At 62.7% G+C, this 20,987-nt stretch carries 15 protein-coding genes and 1 pseudogene; 10 read left to right on the top strand and 6 right to left on the bottom strand.

Annotated features, from left to right (window positions below):
* The first annotated feature begins 857 nt into the window (after positions 1 to 857).
* Both ACFV4K_RS17915 and ACFV4K_RS17910 read left to right on the top strand, forming a co-directional pair.
* Positions 858 to 2,459: an ATP-dependent endonuclease gene (locus tag ACFV4K_RS17915; protein ID WP_379276078.1), complete on the top strand. Its 1,602-nt coding sequence runs from the start codon at positions 858 to 860 to the stop codon at positions 2,457 to 2,459.
* 278 nt (positions 2,460 to 2,737) lie between these two features.
* Positions 2,738 to 3,532 carry a hypothetical protein gene (locus tag ACFV4K_RS17910; protein ID WP_379276076.1) on the top strand — a complete coding sequence of 265 codons (795 nt, stop codon included), beginning with the start codon at positions 2,738 to 2,740 and terminating at the stop codon, positions 3,530 to 3,532.
* 86 nt (positions 3,533 to 3,618) lie between these two features.
* Here ACFV4K_RS17910 and ACFV4K_RS17905 read toward each other — a convergent pair whose 3' ends face one another.
* From ACFV4K_RS17905 to ACFV4K_RS17885, 5 genes are all read right to left on the bottom strand, one after another.
* Positions 3,619 to 6,402 (bottom strand): pPIWI_RE module domain-containing protein, encoded by a 2,784-nt coding sequence (locus tag ACFV4K_RS17905; protein WP_379276074.1) that lies wholly within the window; start codon positions 6,400 to 6,402, stop codon positions 3,619 to 3,621.
* A 17-nt stretch (positions 6,403 to 6,419) separates the two neighbouring features.
* Entirely contained in the window at positions 6,420 to 9,839 is a 3,420-nt protein-coding gene (locus ACFV4K_RS17900; RefSeq protein WP_379276072.1) for a hypothetical protein, read from the bottom strand.
* Positions 9,839 to 10,981 carry a hypothetical protein gene (locus ACFV4K_RS17895; RefSeq protein WP_379276071.1) on the bottom strand — a complete coding sequence of 381 codons (1,143 nt, stop codon included), beginning with the start codon at positions 10,979 to 10,981 and terminating at the stop codon, positions 9,839 to 9,841. The genes ACFV4K_RS17900 and ACFV4K_RS17895 overlap by 1 nt, the downstream gene beginning before the upstream one ends.
* 18 nt (positions 10,982 to 10,999) lie before the next feature.
* Positions 11,000 to 12,427 carry a PD-(D/E)XK nuclease family protein gene (locus tag ACFV4K_RS17890; protein WP_379276069.1) on the bottom strand — a complete coding sequence of 476 codons (1,428 nt, stop codon included), beginning with the start codon at positions 12,425 to 12,427 and terminating at the stop codon, positions 11,000 to 11,002.
* 400 nt (positions 12,428 to 12,827) lie between these two features.
* Positions 12,828 to 13,199, bottom strand: a complete 372-nt coding sequence (locus ACFV4K_RS17885; protein ID WP_379276067.1) for a hypothetical protein — start codon at positions 13,197 to 13,199, stop codon at positions 12,828 to 12,830.
* A 302-nt stretch (positions 13,200 to 13,501) separates the two neighbouring features.
* Between ACFV4K_RS17885 and ACFV4K_RS17880 the strand changes: the two genes are divergently transcribed.
* From ACFV4K_RS17880 to ACFV4K_RS17855, 6 genes and pseudogenes are all read left to right on the top strand, one after another.
* The gene (locus tag ACFV4K_RS17880; RefSeq protein WP_379276066.1) at positions 13,502 to 13,900 is read left to right on the top strand and encodes a transposase; all 399 of its coding nucleotides are present in this window, start codon (positions 13,502 to 13,504) and stop codon (positions 13,898 to 13,900) included.
* Positions 13,873 to 14,187 (top strand): annotated as a pseudogene (locus ACFV4K_RS17875) (transposase); the annotation flags it as partial. The gene ACFV4K_RS17880 and the pseudogene ACFV4K_RS17875, both read left to right, overlap by 28 nt.
* Before the next feature lie 54 nt (positions 14,188 to 14,241).
* Complete coding sequence (locus ACFV4K_RS17870; RefSeq protein ID WP_379276093.1) at positions 14,242 to 14,382, top strand: hypothetical protein; 141 nt, start codon at positions 14,242 to 14,244, stop codon at positions 14,380 to 14,382.
* A 493-nt stretch (positions 14,383 to 14,875) separates the two neighbouring features.
* Positions 14,876 to 15,367, top strand: coding sequence for a Uma2 family endonuclease (locus ACFV4K_RS17865; RefSeq protein ID WP_379276064.1), 492 nt, complete (start codon positions 14,876 to 14,878; stop codon positions 15,365 to 15,367).
* Between the two features lie 353 nt (positions 15,368 to 15,720).
* Positions 15,721 to 16,734, top strand: coding sequence for a hypothetical protein (locus ACFV4K_RS17860; protein ID WP_379276062.1), 1,014 nt, complete (start codon positions 15,721 to 15,723; stop codon positions 16,732 to 16,734).
* Positions 16,727 to 18,187, top strand: a complete 1,461-nt coding sequence (locus ACFV4K_RS17855; RefSeq protein ID WP_379276061.1) for a hypothetical protein — start codon at positions 16,727 to 16,729, stop codon at positions 18,185 to 18,187. The genes ACFV4K_RS17860 and ACFV4K_RS17855 overlap by 8 nt, the downstream gene beginning before the upstream one ends.
* A 35-nt stretch (positions 18,188 to 18,222) precedes the next feature.
* On the opposite strand, the gene ACFV4K_RS17850 is transcribed toward ACFV4K_RS17855, so the two are convergent.
* Positions 18,223 to 18,516: a hypothetical protein gene (locus tag ACFV4K_RS17850; RefSeq protein ID WP_379276060.1), complete on the bottom strand. Its 294-nt coding sequence runs from the start codon at positions 18,514 to 18,516 to the stop codon at positions 18,223 to 18,225.
* Between the two features lie 206 nt (positions 18,517 to 18,722).
* Here ACFV4K_RS17850 and ACFV4K_RS17845 point away from each other — a divergent pair, with 206 nt between their 5' ends.
* Together ACFV4K_RS17845 and ACFV4K_RS17840 are read left to right on the top strand one after the other, a co-directional pair.
* On the top strand, positions 18,723 to 19,304 hold the full coding sequence (locus tag ACFV4K_RS17845) for an NUDIX hydrolase (protein ID WP_379276058.1): 582 nt from the start codon (positions 18,723 to 18,725) through the stop codon (positions 19,302 to 19,304).
* Positions 19,305 to 19,653: 349 nt separating this feature from the next.
* Complete coding sequence (locus ACFV4K_RS17840) at positions 19,654 to 20,970, top strand: GH25 family lysozyme (protein WP_379276056.1); 1,317 nt, start codon at positions 19,654 to 19,656, stop codon at positions 20,968 to 20,970.
* The last annotated feature ends 17 nt before the right edge of the window (positions 20,971 to 20,987 follow it).

The raw sequence follows: 20,987 nt of genomic DNA, 5'->3' as shown, positions 1-20,987 counted from the left end.
CGCCCAGCCCTGATGGCGTCATCGAGATGGTGGCCACCTACACGCCGTCTTCGGAACACCCCCGCTGACCGCCACCGGATGAATTCCGGCAGCCGGTACAGCCGCCGTACACCGGTGCTGGCGGCCACCTGTTCTCCGGTCGCCATCCCAGCTCGGCCACGCTGGAACGCGGATCGGGATCGTCACCGCCCAAGCCCGCTGCCGTATCCACTTCCTGGTCCCGCCCGCGGTCCTCTCCGTCGCCGGAGCCATCATCACCGCCGATGACGCCGCACCCAAACCTTCACCGCCCCAACCCTGCTCGCATGGTCCCGTCTCGCCGTGCCGCCGGAATCGACCCTGTTCATCGGCGACACCCCACCGACCTGCGCGCCGGCCAAGCAGCTGGGGGCCGAACCCTCGCCGTCGCATGGGGATTCAGCACCACCGAGACCCTGGGCGCTGCGGGTGCTGCCGTCATCCTCTCCATCCCGACACAGTTCACCCCCCAGGTTCTGACCGACGTTTAAGGGAGAGACAGCTCTGCGCTCGGTTGCGGGGGCCCGCACGGCCAGGTGGTACAGCTGTCGTAACTGGCGCTCTCCTCGGGCTCACCGCTGCCGATCGGATAGCCGAGGGCGGCAAGAGATTCCAGGGTCCTTCGCCCTGCTCGCGGTGGCGCTTCTTCCGGAATGCAGGGGAGGCGCATGCAGTGGTTGTCATTCCGGTAACAGTGGTTGCGCTGCCGGGAGCGTCGACGAATATGGCACGACGCTTCCGGCGATTCGCAGCCCCTTCCGGTCGTAACCCATGCTTCAATTCGAGGCTCCGGGCACATGCTCGGGCATCCAAATGTGGGTAGACGGGTTCAGCACAACATGATTGAGCGCATTGTCATCCGGGGTTACCGCCTCTTCCAAGACTTCGAGATGGAGCCCTCCGCAGGACTCAACATCGTTGTGGGCGGCAACGAGGCTGGCAAGTCGACATTACTGGAGGCGATCGGGCTCGCTCTGACGGGACGCGTTGACGGTCGCTGGGCCGAAGAGCAGCTCAATCCGTACTGGTTCAACCAGCAGCTGGTGGCCGAGTACTTCGCCGCGCTCGCGGACGGGAACTCTCCGAAGGCTCCCGAGATCCTCATCGAACTGTTTCTCAGCCTGTCGACGCCGGATGTGCATATCCTCCGGGGCGTCTACAACTCCCGCGCCGAGGACGCACCGGGCGTGCGCATCCACATTAAGCCGTCAGCTGACTACGCTCTGGAGTTCGCCGACTACCTCGCGGCTCCAGACCGGCCCGGCATCATCCCTACCGAGTACTACGAGGTGGAATGGCAGGACTTCGCCGGTGCGACACTTCACCGCCGGCCGAAGGGGCTGGGTGTTTCCTTCATCGACTCGCGAACTATCCGGTCGACCTGGGGCGTCGATTACCACACCCGCGAGATGCTCGGCGGCTTCGTCGAGGCAAAGGAGCGGGCTGCGATCGCGGTCGCGCACCGCAGTGCACGGCACACCATCTCGGAGACCGCGCTTGCCGAGGTGAACAGACGCATCGCAGCCGAGGGCACCAAACTCCACGACCAAGACCTCGCCCTACAGATGGACCAGTCGGCCGGCGCCTCCTGGGAGGCGAGCGTTGTACCGCATGTCGGCGAGATCCCGTTCGCGCTCGCTGGCCAGGGCCCTCAGGCCGCGATCAAGGTGGCGCTCGCCATGAACCGTTCGGCGAACACCACCGCGTATGTCCTGATCGAGGAGCCAGAGAATCACCTCTCCCACACCAGCCTGACGAAGCTGATCGCGCGCATCGAGGCACTCGCAGGAAAACGGCAGGTCTTTATCACCACACACAGCTCCTACGTCCTCAACCGCCTTGGCCTCGACAAACTCCTGCTTCTGCACGCCGGAAGACCGACGATCTTTTCCGACATCTCTGCGGACACAGCGCGCTACTTCAAGCGCCTCTCCGGATTCGACACACTCCGTATCGTCCTGGCGGACAGACTCGTCCTTGTGGAAGGACCGTCTGACGAAATGCTCTTCGAACGAGCGTTCCGAGACAAGCACGACAGGACTCCCATTGAGGCCGGGATCGACGTCCTCTCCATGGCTGGCGTCTCCCTGGCCCGAGCCTTGGAGCTTTCAGCGGCACTCGACCGTCGAGTCGCTGGAATCCGCGACAACGACGGCAAGCCGCCAAGCCACTGGGAGGGCAAAGTCGCTACCAATCTCCGGGCAGGGAAGCGGCAGCTTTTCATCGGAGAACCAGCCCACGGCAAGACCCTAGAGCCTCAATTGATCCACACCAACGGTGACGCCACCTTGCGCGAGCTTTTGCCGATCACGGACGAGGGGAAGGAAACCGTTGACTGGATGACCGACCACAAAACCGAAAGCGCCCTCCTACTCGCTGAGTCAAGCACATCGATCACATTCCCTGACTACATTATGAATGCGATCGAGTTCGTCGAATGAACCGGGTCACTCTTGCCGTCGCAGGCTCCCGCAAGACGCAGTCGATCGTCGACGCGTGTGCAGGTGGAGCCGCTGGTGTACGCCGCCTCGCGCTGACCTTCACTCGGACCGGCCAGGCTGAGCTAGAAGGACGGCTCCAGCTAGCCTGCGCACCCGGAGCTGCCCCAGAGGTCATGGGCTGGTTCGCGTTTCTGCTTCGGCACTGCGTCCGACCCTATCTGCCACTCCACTTCCCTGGACAGCGTCTGCTTGGTCTCAACTTCGATGGTGACCCTGGGATGTACGCCAAGGGGACTGCTCGCTTCTTCGATGACGATGGGCGCGCGTACCGACGTCATCTCTCCAAGCTGGCCTACGACGTATCCGTCACGAGCAACGGTGCTGTGGTCGACCGGCTCTCTCACATCTACGACGAGATCTACATCGATGAGGTGCAAGACTTGACCGGGTCCGACCTCCACATCGTCGAGCAACTCATGGAATTTCCAGGCATCGATGTCCACATGGTCGGTGACGTGCGGCAATCGATGTTCGCAACCAACCCTCGGGACCAAACCTACAAACAATTCCGAGACCTGAAGATGCTTGACTGGTTCGAATTGCACCGAGCATCAGGCCTCCTCGACGTCCATTACAACCAGGAGACCTGGCGCGCTAACCAAGCGATCGCCGACTTCTCCGATGCGCTCTTCACCACTCAGCTCTGCTTCGAGCCGACAGTCTCGAAGCAGACCGAGATCACAGGTCACGACGGGGTCTTCGCGATCGCCGAAGCCGACGTTGCGGCTTACGTAAGCCAGTTCAATCCGCAGGCACTACGAGACCGGATCACCACGGCGAACGACGTGGAGCTGTCGTTTTGCAACTTCGGGACCGTAAAGGGACTGACCTTCGACCGAGTGGTCATCTACCCGACGAAAACCGTCACCGCCTTCCTCACGACAGGGACCATGCTCAAGCCGAAGACCGCATGTGGGCTGTACGTGGCCGTGACCCGTGCCAAGCACTCGGTGGCGTTCGTGGTGCCGAACCCAGCTGCCACCGGCCTCACCGTATGGAACGCATCGCGATAGTGGGTGTCAGCCGACGCGAACCACCCCATATTCCACGCCCACAGGGTTTTACGGTGATGAGGGGATGTCACGGCTTCGGGTTCCGATCAGAATTCGAATGCCAGCTGCGCTTCGCCTGAATCGTCGTCTGCGCTATCGCTCGGAACATCATCGTCGTCCTCATCTTCATCGTCGTACGGCAGTGCGTAGGCGTTGGCCAGCTGAGCGACGTGCAGGGCCAGTGGGAGTTTCAGCTCGTCGCGATAGTCCTCCGCCGATCGCTGTTGATGGAGATAGAAGGCCCACCGTTCGGCTTCGTCGCGGTCGGAGAATCCAATCATCGCGAGCTCAAGCAAGTTCGGATTCCACGCGTTCTTGTCGGGCCGCGGCTCGCTGACACCTGATGCTCCGATGTACGGGGTGAGTTTGGTGTCCTGGATCCGAAGTGAGGTCTGGGTGCTGGACTTTTCGCTGGTGCTGAAGAAGACCCGGGTGTCAGGGTCGTGATCGGCCGGAATCCAGAGCCCCTTGCTGATGCCGACGTTTCCATCCTCGTCGAGTCCCCAGCATGGTGGAGTTTCGTCGCGATCATGAGTGGCCACACGAACGATGCGCAGATGCGGTCCCTGCAGCGAGAGTCTTTGCAGCGGTCCGTCGCCCAAGCTCACTCGTCCGTCGACCAGATCGCGATTCCGCAGCCAAGGCCATCGGTCGCGCGTGTTTTGGGCGTGGGTCAGGAGCAGAGTCGGCTTGCCCCGCAGGCCCGCGATGAGTTGCTGAACGAATCGTGCCGTGAGTTGCCGTTGCGCATCAACAGTTTTGAACTCCGAGGTTCGAACCTGCCCTGCAAGGCTGGTGAGCAGTTCGGGATACGGCACCCATCCGTGTTGCAGCGGGCTGCACGCCATGATCGAGGCTTGTCCGGGGCGGATGAGCACCGCGATCGGCGTGAACTGGGGCAGGCTGTTGGTGTCGTCCACTTGCCGCTTCACCAGCCACAGTGCGACCTGGTTCAGGTTCTCCGGAATGTCGACCGTCGAGTTCGACTGGGGTATGAAGCGAGCTCCGACTTGCCGAAGGCAATCGTCCCAAGCACCTCGAACTCGATGGTCGAGGCTTTTGAGATCGACTTCCTTGGCAATGGGACGCAGAAATTGCGTGACAATTCCCTGCTCGGCGAATCCCATCCTGATGGAGAACTTGGGATCGGTGGCGCGCTGAGGGAAGCCCTCTTTCCCACGCAGGACTATAATTCCCAGTTTCGGTGCTATCGACGAGCTTTCGGCGATATCGCGGATGCGACTCGCGGTTGCGCGCCGCCGTTCATCGATCGCTTGTTGATGTTTCTTCCCCCGAGAGGGTGCCTTACCCTCCCATTCCAACGGTGCGCCGAGATCGCCCAGGGGTTCCAGTCTCACGGTGAGGGCTAATCCTGGCGCCTTCCATTCCCACGTCGACGAGGTTTCCTCGGTCAGAAAATCTTCCAGTCCGAGAGTTGATTCGATCACGGATTTGATCTCGGAATGGATGCGATCGTCATTTTGATGAAGCACCAGTATCGACAGCGTGCCGCCGGTGGCCGCAGCGACCGATTCCCGCCGGATTAGCGCATTGGCCCGGTCGATCTCGACATTCCGCAGACGGGCTTGGCGTGCCTTTTCCTCGGCAGCACTGTCGGTAGGTACCGACACGTTTCTCGCCAACTGCCGCGGCTGCCGACGTGAAATCTTGCTGCGGACCAGTGGATCGGCGGGGATGAAGTCCGGTGCCAGCGCTTGGCTCACCCATTCGAACAGGCGGTGGCGTTCCGCGGGCATGAGTCCGGTCCCGATGCCGTGGGTGCCCATTACGGCGTGGTGCACGAGAGCAGCGTCTACACCGTCTCGCCCATCGATCCAGTTGCCTGGTTCTTTCACAAAGACAGTGGGATCCGGCAGGTTCTCTATCGCCGAGAGGTTGGTGAGCAACCCTTCCGGGCCGCCATAGCGCCATCGCATCGAATCGGTCTTCGGGATCCGCTCGATCGTGGCGATGGCGAATCTGCCCGGTTGGGGCGCATCATTCATCAGGGGGTCGATAGCCAGCAGGTACGCACTGATCCCCTTTCCCCTGGTGAACGGCTGGGGTTTGGTGACCCACCGGCGAATTCCGAAACTAACGTGAATTCGAGGAACGGGGCTGAAGGGCACCGTGCGCAACGTGACGCGGATAAGGCCCGAGTATCGCAGCGGCGACGCCCCCGCACCGGAGTTCTTGACAGTGGGAGGATACTCTTCCGGAGGCCAGGACATGAGCTCCGCGCCGCCATAGCCGCCGGTGGTGACTTGTTTGAATCTGAGGATCTTTCCCGCGTGTTCATATGGGGCGAGAGCCTGAATACGTTCGGCGACCATCGCGGGGAGCAAGGTGTACAGACGGGAGTCGGGTACGCACGTGCCTCCTTCCGATACGGTGCCTTCGAGCAGATCGACCGGGTGTTGCTTCCATTCCAGCTTGTCGATCTCAATCCTGCTCATGGTCTGCTTGAACTGGGCGAAACCTTCATCTGTCGGGTTCATGGCACGCAGCCACGTCTGCAGGATGCGACGAAAAGGCAAGGACTGGACCTGTTCTCGCGAGTACAGCCACGGCCGGTCGTGCTCGAATTCGGCGTCGCGGGCGACAGGGACTACGTCGGGCGTCACTGTCCGCAGGACCGCATTCAGCGCCCGGATCGGAACCCGGTGCACCTTTGCGCGCCGCGCTTCCGGTTTTGTGGACCGGTAAAGGTCAAGGATCGGTTCTTCCCACGAATCAGGAAATGTCAGCGTGTAGAACGACTGAGGAAGAGTATCGATACCGGGCCGGGGGACGAACGCGGCGGTCTTGAGCAGATCGTAGCGTGGTGCCATCAGATTCCTTCCGAGTCTCAGATGAACGCGGCGTCAAGCGACCGCAGGGCGAGGAAAAGCGGTTCGTACAGTGCCTGCACCAACGAGCGATCCATGGGATCGGTGTCGGAGTCTTCGTCGAAGAAGGGCGCGAGAACCTCGCGCATGCTGGTGAGCAAGCTGGTCGCGGCAGTATCGGTTCCACGGAAGGCCGCCTCGCGCGGTGCGAACGCCGCGTCGACGAACACGACCCGCGCCGGAACGCCGCCACGTACGAGCCGGCCGATGACCTGCCACATGACGACCAGTTGATCCCAAGTGAACGGACCTTTATCGTCGTCATCGAGGCTGGACCAGGCGATGCGGCGAGTCAACAAGCGGTGCCATTCCGCAGTCGCGCGCGCCCGGAATCGTACGCCCGCCAGGTCGGGGGTGTTCGAGCGCAACGCTTTTCGTGCGAAACCGGTACCGCGAACCTCACGGACCGCCCAGTCGTTGATGGCCTGGACCGCCATGCTGATGTCGTCGGGACGCGGGTGCGGGCGCGCTAGAAAGTAGACCGTACCGATTGCCGCTTTACCGTCGGCCAGCACGATGTTGTGGCCGCGTTCCACCGCGAGCAGGGGCGCGATCAGAACCTCGCCGGTGAACTTCGCGACATCTCCTCTGCGGAGCCGGTGTGCGTCCCCGGTCCCGTCGACTGCGGACCACGAATCGTCGAAATCCGCGTCGTCGGCGATGAGCTGGGTGATCCGGCCTGTCCATTCCGGCATGGCGTTCAGGGTCGCCGCTGCGAACTTCGCGTCGTCGTAGCTGCCGACCAAGAGCAATACCCGGGCACGATCTGCATCCTCGCACCGGATCTCGTCCAGCTCGATCTGCAGCGGGCTGATCGAGTCGATGAGACTGCGATCAGGGGTGGCAAGCTGGGTGAGCATTTGCTGCAAGGCTGTTCTGCGGTGCTCGGTCTTGACACCGGAGAGCCGGATCGGTTCCGGCGTGTTCTCGGCTCCGGGCCAATAGAGGTAGCCGGGCCGGAAGCTGGTCTGACGTACCGCACGGATCTCGTCCTCATGCGGTTGCAGAATCGCGCCGACCTCAGCGTGGATGTGGAACCGGCTCGACGTCCCCGCCCAACTGGTGCCGGACATGAGGAGGACGTTGGCTCCCGGTCGAGCGTCTACCGCGGGGAGATCGTGAAGCGACAGTAGAAGTTCACGACCGACTCCGTTGCACCGGAAGAATCGCAACTCACCGCTTCGATATCCATCGCCGTCACGTTCCCCTGGACGAAACTGAAAGCCGAGGATATTGCCCATCGGCGATTCGGGGATGATCGGCTCGTAGTCCTTGGGTGGGCGTCGTGAGAGAACGTTCGAAGTGGTCTCCAGATTCAGGGCGGCTTCGACACGGGGCCACAAGGTGGTCATGAAGTCGAGCCGGTTGTGCAGGGCGGCCAGGATCAACGTGAATTCGAATCGCAGTGTGTACTGCTCGATTTCGTCCTCGGCGATGATGTCGGTGCCGACGAAATCGAGAAGTACGTTCCTGACGCGTTGCCTTGTCGAGGATTCCCGTTGCGCGTGCAGCAGCCCGAGAGTCATCCGTACGAGCGCATTGACCTGCTCGATATCGTCGGAATTGCCTTCATCGTCGTCTCGTTCGCGCACGGGATCGTCACGGAACCGGTCCAGTACCGCGTTCAGTCGTTCAACCCGTTCGGCGACCTCGGCCGGGAGCTGTTCAGGACTGCCGTCTGCGCCACGTCGCCGCGGGAACCAGTCGGCTATGAACTGGCGGTGCAGCGTCAGTGCGCTGAAGTAGTCTTCACCGATCCAGACCAGCAGTTCCGGATGGTTGATAACCAAACCATAGAACCGGTCTACTGCCGAATTCACGGTGTTCACCGCGTTGGTCCAGTCGTCCACATCGTGTCGTGACAATTGCAGGCGTCCATCGCGAGCTAGTTCACTGATCTTGTGGCCGGCGACCTCGTCCAGCCAGGAGTTGGGAGAACGTCCGGCCAGAGTGGTCGCCGGGGCGAAGATGCTGTCCAACTGCATCTGCACCCGATCAGCTTCGTCGATGACGATGAGTCCACTGGTGCGGCATGCCAATTCGAGGTATCTGATCTGCTCTCGGTTCTGCGATACGGGCACCGCGCTGTGGACCAGTCCGGCCGGAGTTGCAACCCAGAGCAGGGCATCGACCAAGACCCGTGACGCATGATGTCGCGGACAACTGGACCACAGGGGGCACGAGTGCCGACCCAGGCGGAATCGACGCGACTCCAGCTCCGGCTCATCAGAGTCAGAGTCGGTGTCAGCCGCGTACAGGTTGTAACAGGGCGCCTCGCCGATCCTCAGTGCCTTGCGCGCCTGCACACCACGCAACGCATCGGTCGGGCACGCGCTACTGAGGTAGGCGAATCCGGGATGATCGTGCGCCAGCATGCTTTCCGCGCCAGCGCTCGCGAGACGACGATGCAGCCTTTCGATATTCCGGTCGCGCGTCGAGTGGCCCAAGACAGGTGCCGCAGTAACCCCCAAGCCGGCGAAACGTTCTGTCACAGCGAGTACTTCGGCAACATCGCCGACCACGATGGTGACCCGACGTCCCTGCTTCTTGGTAACCCAGTAGGCCAGGATGTCACGCAGAGTCGATTTTCCGGCACCGACCATTCCGACCAGATTTAGCAGGCGATCGATATGCAAGGACTCCGAGCGAGAGAACCTCCCCAGTTCGGTGTTGCGGGTGAGCAAACGAACCCGATCGAGTCGGGCCAGCCAGTTTCGGTCCCGGTCGCTCGGTTCGGCTTCGTCCATCTCCTGGGCGGCTTGCCGGAGTTGTTCCCAGGTGACATCAACGGGCCCGCCCTCGCCGATCGCCGCTCGATCCAGTTGGTGTGCGGGTGTTTCCGGACAGCTTTGGATCAGTTTCTTGGGAAATGTGACGGATTGCCAGCTGTCACGAACCAGGAAGTCATATTCACCTGGCTCGGCGACGGCGACCTTGTGCGTCGCGAAGTCAGGCGCCGAGTCCAACAGCCGTTCGAACTCCTCGAAGCGATCCGTTGCCCGGCTCACCACCAGACGCACCGGTGGACTGTCGACGTCCGGAAAATCGAAGCCTCGGAGGTCGACCGGCACGGTCAGATAGCGCGCGAGATGCTGAAGCCACTCGTGTCGTCGCCGGAGATCCCACAGATAGTGCCGTGCTCGGCCGATTCGGCGTCGATGTTCAGGTGCAGTAACATCGCCGAAGGCTTCACCAAACGGGTAGCCGGTCAGCAATGCCCAGGCATCGCTGGCATTGCGGTGCGGGTTCAGGCAATTCTGCAGGTAGAGACCGAGTTCGACGTCGAGGAGGTCACCCGGCCGAAATCCTGCCAACGTCGTCGGCCAGACATGCCGCAACTGCGCGCCGAGCTTCTCATGCCATCCGCTACGAGTCCGCACTATCGTTCCTTCCGTTCGGCACGGTGGGCAACGCAACCACGAAGTTGCTTCCGGGCCGCGGCCACGACCTCGGTGTCGGTCACCAGTTCGAGGTGCTCGCGGACTTCCGGGTCCACGTGGTGGTGGAAGACGACCCGGTAGTCGGGGCGCTCATCGAAGCGGTACTGCGGAATCACGAGAAAGGCACGGTGATAGGGCGGGTGCTTCGGCAACGGGGTGGCCCGGCGGGCCAATAACGCCGGATTCGCGTAGTCCTTCACATCGATCGCCCATACGCTCCCGTTGTCGAATGTGACGCGCAGGTCATAGGTGTCGTGCTCGGGCCACATCTCCACAGTCGAGCCGAGCGACTCCAAGTCTCGCTGCAGGTCGGTTTCCGCGAGCCCGGGGCCGGTGACGAACACGCGAAGCGGACGCAGGAGCTGATACACAAGTTGATGCCGCCCCGCGTCGATCGTGTCGCCCAGAGCGACGCCCTCGCGGCGGCACCGATCGAGTTCACATCGGTAACCGTCCATGCCCACCGGGACCAGCAGTCCTTTGCAACGTCCACACCGCCGGAAAACCCCGTTGCGGCGCAACGACGGTGGCGCAGGTCGGTATGAATACTTGATCTGCTCGTCCAACAGTTCCAGCTCGATCGTGTTCGTGGTCAGTGACAAGAACTCGGACCGAGTCAACACCGGCTGGGTGACGAGAAGCTTGCGAAATTCGGTGTAGGAATCCGGTGCTTGCGCGGTGCGCGTTTTCGCCAACACCCCGAGCATTACCTTGTTCTCGACCAGCTCAGCAAGCGTGTCCCCGGCATCGACCAGCCATTCCAGGCATCGTTGCGTCGGAGTCATCGTGTCCGGATCGACCAGAATCGTGTCGTCGGCCGCGAGATCGGCAGGCAGGTCCAAAGGCCATTCACCCAGCGGTCGCTGCGCCCAGCGAACCAGATCGGCCACACTGTGCGGTGGCGCGGCTCCGCGTTCCAACGCGAGGAGGACGACCTGGTTCAGCGCTTTCTGAACGCTGTCGGGATAGATCGCCTTCCCCGGACTGCGTTGCTGAGACAGCTGCACCATCGCGGTGGCGACAAGTCGCACAACGGATTCGCTGTCGATGACCGGCGTCGTGGTCCCCATGGTGGGCGGCATCGCGGTGCGGCCTCCGATTCATTCGGGTTGAAGGTCAGGAGAACTCGGACACCACTTGGATACAGGACACCACCGACAACTCTCGGCCGGGCGAGGCTCGAATGCCTCGTCGAGGCGCCAGGGAGCAGCCAGTTCCCGCAGAACACGCCGTGCGTGCGCAACTCTGGCGGGGTCCGTCGGATCCATGAGATGCAGGTCGGCACTGTCAGGATGAAGGATCTCGAGTTCCACCCGTGCGGTGTCGCACCTGCCACCGAGTGCACCCGCGCTCAGAGCGACCAACGCCAACGCGAGCTGTGGGTACTCGTCCAGCAGGTCATCGCCCACACCCCGCAGCGTCCGCTGGGTGGTCTTGGTCTCGCGCCACACCCATCCGCCGTTCTCGCAGTACAACAGATCGGGTTTGGCGATCATCACGGCTTGCGCCGCAGGGTCGAAGAAGCTGAGCGTGGGTTCGGTGCGAATCTCCGTGATCGGTGCATCCGTCGAAAACGGACATACATCCAAATGGTTGCTCAGCATCGCCTCGCCGATGGCCGCGTCCGCACCGGTGATCTCCCACTTGCTTGCGGTCCACGGGTCCTGTCCTGAAGGCAACCGTTCCGGCGTGCACGCGGGGTCGTCGGACCCATGGATGTCCTCCAGCCACTGGTGCACCCCATGGCCCAGGACCGCCCGGTTGCCGTACTCCGAAATTCGCGGCAAGCGAAGGCCGTACATGTAGCTCTGCGCCGGACACGTTCGGTAATAACGCAAGTCGCTGATCGAGGTCGTCCGCCGCGGCACGGACCGCGCGTCCACTCCCAGCAAACCAGGAATCCGTACTAGGGCGTCGCATCGGTGCATTACTTTGCACTCCCCGCATGCCCTACCCGGACGTGGATCGTCTCGGCGAGCCAGTTCGGCCACCACATCGCGGCCGTATCGCGTGTAAAGACGTTGGGCCTGTTGGGATGTCCCGTCGAACAGGACCCGAACCGACCCGTCGAGCAACCCCACCTCCAGTACCCGCGCCCGCCGAATGTCTTCCCGATCCCCGAGTTCGAAAGGGTCGGACCACCGCCGCGGCCATCGACCGGCCGCGCCGAACGCAACGACGTATGCCGCGATTGCCGTGGCAGCAAGATCCCTGTCATCCTCAAGCCCGGCAACCGACCCTGTCCGCAATAGGCGCAGTTCCCGAACTCCCGTATCGACCGATTCGTAGCGACGGCCCCAGGCCCACATCTCCCACAACGCATTCGGGCTGTCCCGCTGTGCGACCCACCACTCTCGCACCGGCCTCGTCGGCACCGATTCCGACGGGCGGTTCTCCGTATACGAACGAATGGCGTGTTCGGCGTATCGCTCAGCCGCTGGATGCAGTAGCGTCCTCCGCTTCGCCAAACTGCCCAGAGCGTCGTCGATGCCCACGTTTCCGAATTCGATCAAGTCCAGCGCATCCATCACGGCACCGAGAACAAACTGCTCGAAACGCCCACGCGTCGACCTACCCTGGGAGACGACCGAGCCCGGTCTCAACGAGACCGCCCTGGATCGATGACACTCATGATCCAAACCTCGCGCAGCCCTAATACTCAGCCGAAGAAGTGTTTTCCCCATCGCATGACCCCCACGCACGAGCACTGATCGCATAGAGCGTACCGGCACCATGGGGCGACCAGACACAAACCGAAGGGCATGAATTCTGCGTGCGCGATTGACTCGCCGCAGCCGGACAGTCGGCGTACGTCTGGCACGGCTCGCGCGACGTCGGGACTGTTGCACAGGTAGGCGACAACTTGACCTGTCACCTGATCTTGCAGCAGTCCCTCCAACCTGCCGGGCTGGCGAGGTCAGTGCGGATCTAGAACTGCCACCGCAAATCCCCACGCATCCGACCATTCACCGTCTTGCGGCAGAAGATCTGCCAGCCACTCCGGTAGTCCGTCCACATCGCGCCCTCGACGAAGCAACCGTCACCGACATGCACCCGATTGTGCGGGTCTACGGGCATCATCTGGCTGGTCCGCGACCACACCCAAGCATCGGTGGCGGCTACCCGCACGCAGTAGGCCGTGGCGCCGTCGCTGAATTGCCCGACCGTCGCGTACGCGCCGTAGGTGTTGCCGCAGTAGTCGCCAGCTTTCACGACAGGCACCCCCGATTGGAGGCCGTCGTCGCCTCCACTGGCGGTCGGGACGGCCGCTGCGGTCGGAGCGGCGAGCAGTAGCGCCATAGCTGCGAGGCTGGAGATCCTGGTGGCTTGTTTCACGTGTTCCCCTTCGTTTAATTCGCGGGCTTCGAGATCGCCCGGTCAGCGCATCAACGGGGATCGGAGCCGTGTTACTGCCCCGCGTGGGGAGGCGCTGGTTTTGGCACGCGATGTCTGCAATGCGATTCAGGTCGTCCTTCCCGCATCCGCGGATCGGCGCCCGGACTTCCCGCCTGGATCACGTACCTGATCCAGGCGAGGTTAAGAGCTCCTAACAGGTTCAGCCAGGTGGAGTCGAGTCATGTTGCAGTGCAGGATGTTTCGCTGTGGCAGCACCCTCGATCTTGGATGACGAGTTGTGGGCGGTAGTTGAACCGTTACTGCCGGTGAAACCGGACGGGACACCGGGACCGGCGCAGATGGACTCCCGCCTGGCCCCTGCAGGTGATCTTGTTCGTGCTGATCGGATCGGATGGGAAAGCCTGCCCCAAAAGCTGGGGTTCGGGTCCGGAATGACATGTTGGCGCAGGTTACAGGGCCTGGCAAGCCGCCGGGCATTCGAGCAGATTCATCAGGCCGTGCTCGCCCGTGCCCATGCGGCCCGGTTGATCGACTTCGACCGGGTCATGGTCGACGGCTCGCACGCGCGGGCGAGAAGAGGGGCCGCCGCAACAGGTCCAGCCCGGTCGACCGCGTCAAGACCGGTTCCAAACACCACATCCTGACCTGCGCGAACGGATTCCCGCTTGCGATCGCTCTTTCCGCGGCCAATGTCAACGACCACCTGATGCTGCCCACATTGCTCGACCGGGTCCGCCCTCTGCGCGGCCAGGCGGGCCAACCCCGCCGCCGGATCACCAACCTGATCGCCGACAAGAGATACGACTATCCCGGCGCGTATTCCGAACTGCGGCAACGACATGTCACCGGCTACATCGCCCGACGAGGCCGGACAAAGCCTAAACGATCGATGGCAGATCGAACTCGACCGCAAACTGCTCACCCCCACAGACGCGGCGATGGCGAAGCTCTACCGCACGGAACTGCAGGGTCGCGTCGCCGACCCATGCCAGCAACTACTCGGCACCCCGAATACGTCGAGGACAGCCGATTCTGCCGCGGCGTACCCGACCGCCGCGTGAGCCGGATCTACGGCGGCTCCAGCGAAATCATGAAGGCGATCATCAGCCACGACCGCGGACTGTGACCACACCCGAACACAGAGTCCGACATAGGCCGCACGGAATTTTGCTGGATATACGCCCAGAAAGGTGTCCTGGTCGACGCCCACGATCGACGAACAACACACCCGCCAGCTCTGCCCGCATGACCTCAGTGCGGAGACGAATCCCCGAAAGACGGACGGCGACGGTGCTCATCGCCGCCAACGAATCCATGGACCAATCGCGGACCACACGCTGTTTCACCAGGCCAGTTTGTGGACCGAACGTGGACCACCCGTTCCGCTCGCAACACCCGTGATCAGCGCGTATGCTCACACCACACGCAGCAGCAACGAGCGTTGCAGGTACAGAATGTCCGTATCGGGTATCTACTTCTGACTGGGGGTCAGGTGGTCGCAGGTTCAAATCCTGTCAGCCCGACAGAACAGTAGAGCCGGTCTTCGGACCGGCTCTACTCGTATCTGAGTAGCTGTTGCTGGCTATCATTGCTACGGCCACTGAGAACGAGGAGCCCCGATGAGCCTGCACCACCAGCTCGTGGAAGTCGCGGCCGGCATGGACGTACCCGAAGGATTTCGCGCGGACGCGAAAGGCGACGTGATCGTGGTGTCCCCTCAACGACCCGAACACTGGAACATCATCCAGGAGATCGCTTTTCGGGTCCGACTCGCCGACGCGGCGCTCGCGACCACATCGGATGTGAAGATCGCTGGTACCGGTGAAAACGACAAAGCCCCGGATGTCGCAATCTTCCGCAAAGGCGAGCCGCTGCACGCCCGAAACGCACTGGCATTCTTCGAGGTGGTCTCCCCCAGCAGCATCGAGGCCGACTACATCGACAAGGCTCGCATCTACGCCGAGGCCGGCGTCCCCGAATACCTGATCGTCGACCCCGCCCGGGAAACCTGGACCCTCCACACCGGCCCTTCCGACGGCGAATACCAGGTCACTTCGACAAAGCCGATCACCACCCCCGTCCAGGTGGCCGACATCGAATTCGAGCTCTAGCGACTGCCGCGCGGACCAGTCATTAGACACGTCGACCAACGGCCGCGGCCCTAGTAAAGTCCGCAGCCAGCCCCTCGGAGCAGGGTGACAGTGACCGCGACCTCTTCGGCAGGTCAACGGCCGCAAGGCATTCCGGAGACTTTCCCGCTGGGCCATTGCCGAGTAGAACTCCGTCATACCAGCCTTCGAAGAATCAGCAACAACAGGGCTGGCAACGAAGCTCGACCGGGTCGATGGCCGGTTGGACACGATTCGCACGTTGGACTTGGATCATGCGCGTCCCGGCCAATCTGCCACATGCGGTCGATATTCTCCCGTTACGTTGTTGAGCCGCAATGGTCCTGGAGGGTGCGATGGAAGAACAGCTCGGCGTCGGCAACGCCAAGCTCAACGTAGGCAATGCCAAGGAGGGCATCGGCAGGACTGTCGACGGTATCGGCAAGGCCGCACGAACCGCTTCAACGCAGTTCGTGGGGCAGGTCGGCAATGTCAAGGACGCTGCCAAAGGCAGGGTCGAGAAGCTGACTGTGAAGAAGCCGGACCCCTACGAAGTGGCCGTTGCGGAATACAACGGCAGCTTCACCGCGATGGCTGACCGGGGCCTGTCTCTGTTGCGTCAGCGCGAACGTTCGACGGACCTGATCGAGCTGGTCGAGCAGTTGGTGAACAGCATCGCCAACACGCCTAAGTCATTCGATACCGACTTCGACGAGATCGAGGTGCACAGGAAGCGTTTCCTGCACGCGGAGGAATTCGCTCAGAAAGAGCTGGAAGCGGCGCGGCTGTCGGTTGCCAGCGCCGGCGCCGGGTTCGCGGCGGGCACCGCGGTAGCGGGCTTGGCACCGTCGGCGGCGATATGGGTCGCCACCACGTTCGGGACGGCGTCGACCGGGACCGCGATCTCGACCCTTTCCGGGGCGGCAGCCAGCCAGGCAGCACTGGCGTGGCTAGGTGGAGGCGCGCTGGCCGCCGGCGACGGGGGCACTGCGGCAGGCACCACACTGCTCGCGCTGGCCGGCCCGATCGGCTGGACCATCGCGGGCGCAACGCTACTCGCGTCAATCGCCCTGTTCGCGAAGAAGAAGTTCGAGAATCGAGAGGCGAAGCACGAAGCGCTGACTGCAATAAAGTGCAACACCACGCTCGTCAAGAGCATGGATGCTCAGATCGACGACCTCCTCCAGCGGACGACCTCTCTCCGCGAAGGGCTGGTGAAGAGTTACGGCGCAGCGCTGATGCACTTCCGCGCCGATTTCCACGCGCTCGCCCCTGCCGAGCGGTCGGCACTCGCTACGTTGGTGAACAACACGAAATCGTGCGCGACGATGCTGAGCATGCGCATCGAACAGGGCGCCGACAGTGAGTGATCCTGCCGAGTTCGTGACGAACACACAGGAGCAGGCAGTCGCGTCCTGGGTGAGCTATCTCAATCAGCTTCGCATAGACAACCTTCTGAGTGCGCTCAGCCAGCAGGACGAGCATCTTCGGGACGCGCTCACGAGCGTCGATGAAGCCATCAGGAAGATCGACCTCGAGGTGGTCGCGGCCAACCGCGGCGGACAGCATGGCATGCACGGCTTCATCGCCGAGATCGCCGAGGTCGGGATCGGCAACGCCCGAAAGCAGATCATCGGCCACGAGGCCGTCCACCGGTGGGTGAACGACAACGGACCCGTCGACCTGATGCGCGGAAGTGTCGAGATCCAGCAGAAGTTCGTCGCAGCGGGCGGCCGCTTCTCACTGGGCGCGATCGCCGAGCACCTCCAGAAGTATCCCGAATACGTGCACAACGGTGGGAAGTACCAGATCCCCAGTAATCATTTCGAGGTGATCCAGCGGCTGCACGCCTTGCCGCCCGAGGAGGCGAGCAAGCTGCTGTCACGCAGCGGCGACGGACCTTCCCTCAGGGACTGGCAACGAGTCCAGGCGTTCTTCCGAACCGGATCAGTCGGCATCGAATCGCTCGAACCCTCGACGCTCAGGTACGACGAAGTTCACCGCGATGTCTACACGTCAACCATGGCGGCGGAAAAGGACTCGCTCCGCGCCACGGACCGGTCTCTGCGCGACGATGCCAACCAGCAGAGCCGGCCGACGCTGCGACAAGGAGGCACGGTCGCACTCACGGCTGCCGCGACAGAAGGAGGGACAGCTTTCGTACTGGCCGTGTTCACCAAGCGTCGGGAAGGCAAGAGGCTCAATGAGTTCACCGGGCAGGACTGGCTCGACATCGCAGGCGAGACCGGCCTGGGTTTCGGCAAGGGCGGCGGCCGAGGACTGAGCATCTACGCGCTCACGAACTTTACCGCTACCTCCGCGGCCGTCGCCGGCTCGATCGTCACCGCATCCTTCACCATCGCCGAGCAAGCGAACAAGCTCCGCCGCAACGAGATCGACGAACTGGAGTTCATCGAAACCTCCGAGCTCGTCGCCTTGGCGGCCGCAGTCCGCGCGCTGTCTTCTGCTGTCGGCCAGGCGACCATCCCCATTCCAATCCTCGGTGCCGTCATCGGCAACACGGTCGGCATTGTGATGTACAAGGCCGTCGCATCGTCGTTGACGAAGCGAGAGTCGGCGCTGATCGAGCGTTACCTCGACGAACAGCGCGCGCTCGACGAACAGCTCGCCACCGAGTACCAGGGTATTCTGGAAAAGTTGGACCAGAGCATGTCGGACTATCTCGGACTGCTCGAGCGAGCATTCTCGCCTGACGTGCAGGTCGCGCTCGTCGGGTCGGTTGAGCTAGCAGTGGCACTCGGCGTGGCTTCGGATGAGATCCTGGATTCCGAGGAGAAGGTCGACGCCTACTTCCTCGACTAGTGAGTAAGAGGGCACGGCCGACGCGGCACGGAAAGTCATTGGGAGCCCGCTAGTCCTGGCCACTCGAATGGTTTCAGCGGGTCGTACTCGATGTCGTCATCGGTGACGAACCATAGTCCGCGCAGTTCGAGATTCGGATCGAGCGCATCGATGCTCTCCTTGGGCGTGAAGCCGAGTTCTCCACTGCGCCAAGGGCGAGGTGGTGGCGAACCGACAACCCTCGGGGCATCGAGAAGCAATGGATACAAGCCGGTGGTCGGGTGCTGGTCGTAGAGCTGACTCCAGAGCAGGCCCGCGTCGGGCTGACTGGCATCGGAGGTCCACAGCACTTCGCGTCCGTCCCACCGTCCGCCCCGTGCGATGACTGTGCCGCCAGGCGGCAGACCATTGGGCACAGGGGGAAAGACAAATGAGTCCCTCACGACTGGAGAATCTACGGACTCCCTCCGACAAGGATTCCGGCTGCATCACCGGCGAAGGCTCCGGGTGCCCGATACGAGGAGGTTGTCGGACCGTCGGTGTATGGTCCGACGGTATGCAGCCCGCGACCGCCGTGGTCTCGAACATCGTTGGGAACCTCTCGCCGTTCGATGATCTCGAACGGCGGCATATCGCAACGACTTTGGATTGGCTGGGGTCGACCGACGACATCTTTCGGCGTGCCAAACCCGCGACGCCCTCGCCTCATCTGGTCGCCTACGTCGTCCTTGTCGATCCGGACAAGCGCGGGGTTTACCTCGGACTGCACCGGATGGCGGGACTGCATCTGCCGATGGGCGGACATGTTGAACCGCAGGAGCATCCGCTGACCGCCGCACGTCGCGAAGCGGGCGAAGAGCTCGGTATCGAGCCCGTGTTCGACGTGGTTGGTGAGCACCCGCTGTTTCTGACTCGGACAACCACGGTCGGCCTGACGGCCGGGCATATCGACGTATCGCTCTGGTTCGTGATCCGCGGCGATCGCGACCGCAGCTATGCACTCGATCCAGGTGAGTTCGAGGGGGCTCGATGGTGGGACCTGGATCCGGATCGGCTTCCCGCGACGGATCCGCATCTTCCACGATTCATCCGCAAGCTGGACGGTCTTCTGCCGTCGCAGGCCCTGTGTCGTGACTGAGCGACACACGGGTGGCAGCCTCTTCCGTTCGCCGATGAAGTCCGGATCGATGCCGCGTGGGGGCTGGACGCGATCGTGGACAGGGTCGAACAGGACATTGGGTGCAGGTAGCGGACTACTTGCTCTGACGTCAGCGTGTCTCATGCCGTGGTTCGGGGCGGCGGGGGCTGGCTGGCCGGTCGGCTGAGATTTCGGGCCGGATCAGGCGAAAGGCACGTAGTAGAACACTCGTTACAGTGCTGAATCCCGATGCAATTCTTTGATTCTCACAGCACGTCGGTCGCCGTGAGCGGCGGAAATCGGCCTGGTTTCCGCGGTCTTTCACACCATCCGTACCGAGGAGAGAGTCATGGCCATACAACAGTTTCCGGGCGTTGTGCTCGGTCCTCTGGGTAAGAGGATGGTGAAGTTTCTCGAGACCTATCCGAGAGCCGGCGAGCTGCGGATCACCAGTGGCATGGACGGGGATCATGGGCTGCAATCGCACCATTACGGGCTGTCCTACGAGGGCTCGCCGACTGCGGCCATCGATATCGGCTGCGATCGTGATGACGTCAAGATGCGGGACTTCGCCAAGTGGATGTACGACAGGTATTGGAACTACACCGTCGAGCTCATCCATTCGACGCCGTTCGCCGACGATGACGGGTTCTACGTCAAGAATCAGCAGAAGTTCCCCGGCGGCGGACCCTACGGCCCGCCCTCGTCCATCGGCCACTTCGACCACATCCACTGGGCGACCTCGGCCGCTCTGATGACGCAGCTGGAGCAGCTCGCCGGCGGGTCCGCGCCGGACCGGGTCCATCCCGAGATCACCGGGACGCCCGCCACGGCCGTCACCACCACCGTCGCCAACACAGCACCGGTCTGGGGTTGGGACGCCTCCGACTACGACTTCGGCCGCGGACCCATGAATATGGTCGCCGCTCAGAATGACGGGATCTCGTTCTTCATCTACAAGACCAGCGAAGGCAGCGACTGGCGATCCCAGCACTATCAGACGGTCCTCGAGCGGGCTCGCGACGCGGGAATTCCGGTGCTCGGCAGCTACCACTTCCTGTGGCCGGGAGACATCGAGGAGCAGGTCGATTTCTGGGTGAGCTGTGTCGACGAGCAGACGCCGTGGTGGACGGACCGGCCCTGGATCTGGCAGGTCGACGCCGAGCAGTCGACGAATGCCCCGCGCCCGCCCAGCGCCGACGAGGTGCTGCAAGCGGTGGAACTCACCCAACAGAAGCTCGCCGACCGGGGTGCCCCCGGGTACGTCATCGGGTACACGCCGTTCTGGATGTACGGAGATTCGCTCACTGGTGATTACGACATCTGGGCCAGCAATTACAACGGCTCCGGCGCACCCCGCCCGTTCAAGGAGCAGTACCAGGGCGTCGGCGACCACGCCGCGGGTTGGAACGTGATGTCCGGACGCAAGCCCACCATCCTGCAGTTCGCCTCCGACGGGGTGGTCGGCAATCAGCACACCTGCTGCGTCGACAAATTCGACGGCGACCTCTTCGACCTCATCCGCAAGTGCGGTCGCGAACCCCAGCCGGCGGCGGCCATCCGGGCGGTGTCGGTCGCACTCAACCGGCCTGTCGAACGGCGTCAACCGGCGACCTCGCCGATCATGGTTCCGGATTCCGACGGGGCTCACCTGCCCGTCCAGTAACTCGGATCGCGGACAGC

This window comes from Nocardia sp. NPDC059764, from assembly GCF_042732555.1.
GTDB lineage: Bacteria > Actinomycetota > Actinomycetes > Mycobacteriales > Mycobacteriaceae > Nocardia.
The sequence above is the reverse complement of the archived record's forward strand: the minus strand, read 5'-3'. Positions and strand labels throughout refer to the sequence as shown.

What these genes read in the sequence shown, in the direction of transcription:
- ACFV4K_RS17915 (WP_379276078.1), top strand. Translation starts at nt 858, where the DNA reads ATGATTGAGCGCATTGTCATCCGGGGTTACCGCCTCTTCCAAGACTTC.
- ACFV4K_RS17910 (WP_379276076.1), top strand. Translation starts at nt 2,738, where the DNA reads ATGTACGCCAAGGGGACTGCTCGCTTCTTCGATGACGATGGGCGCGCG.
- ACFV4K_RS17905 (WP_379276074.1), bottom strand. Translation starts at nt 6,402, where the DNA reads ATGGCACCACGCTACGATCTGCTCAAGACCGCCGCGTTCGTCCCCCGG.
- ACFV4K_RS17895 (WP_379276071.1), bottom strand. Translation starts at nt 10,981, where the DNA reads ATGCCGCCCACCATGGGGACCACGACGCCGGTCATCGACAGCGAATCC.
- ACFV4K_RS17890 (WP_379276069.1), bottom strand. Translation starts at nt 12,427, where the DNA reads ATGGATGCGCTGGACTTGATCGAATTCGGAAACGTGGGCATCGACGAC.
- ACFV4K_RS17885 (WP_379276067.1), bottom strand. Translation starts at nt 13,199, where the DNA reads ATGGCGCTACTGCTCGCCGCTCCGACCGCAGCGGCCGTCCCGACCGCC.
- ACFV4K_RS17870 (WP_379276093.1), top strand. Translation starts at nt 14,242, where the DNA reads ATGCCAGCAACTACTCGGCACCCCGAATACGTCGAGGACAGCCGATTC.
- ACFV4K_RS17865 (WP_379276064.1), top strand. Translation starts at nt 14,876, where the DNA reads ATGAGCCTGCACCACCAGCTCGTGGAAGTCGCGGCCGGCATGGACGTA.
- ACFV4K_RS17860 (WP_379276062.1), top strand. Translation starts at nt 15,721, where the DNA reads ATGGAAGAACAGCTCGGCGTCGGCAACGCCAAGCTCAACGTAGGCAAT.
- ACFV4K_RS17845 (WP_379276058.1), top strand. Translation starts at nt 18,723, where the DNA reads ATGCAGCCCGCGACCGCCGTGGTCTCGAACATCGTTGGGAACCTCTCG.
- ACFV4K_RS17840 (WP_379276056.1), top strand. Translation starts at nt 19,654, where the DNA reads ATGGCCATACAACAGTTTCCGGGCGTTGTGCTCGGTCCTCTGGGTAAG.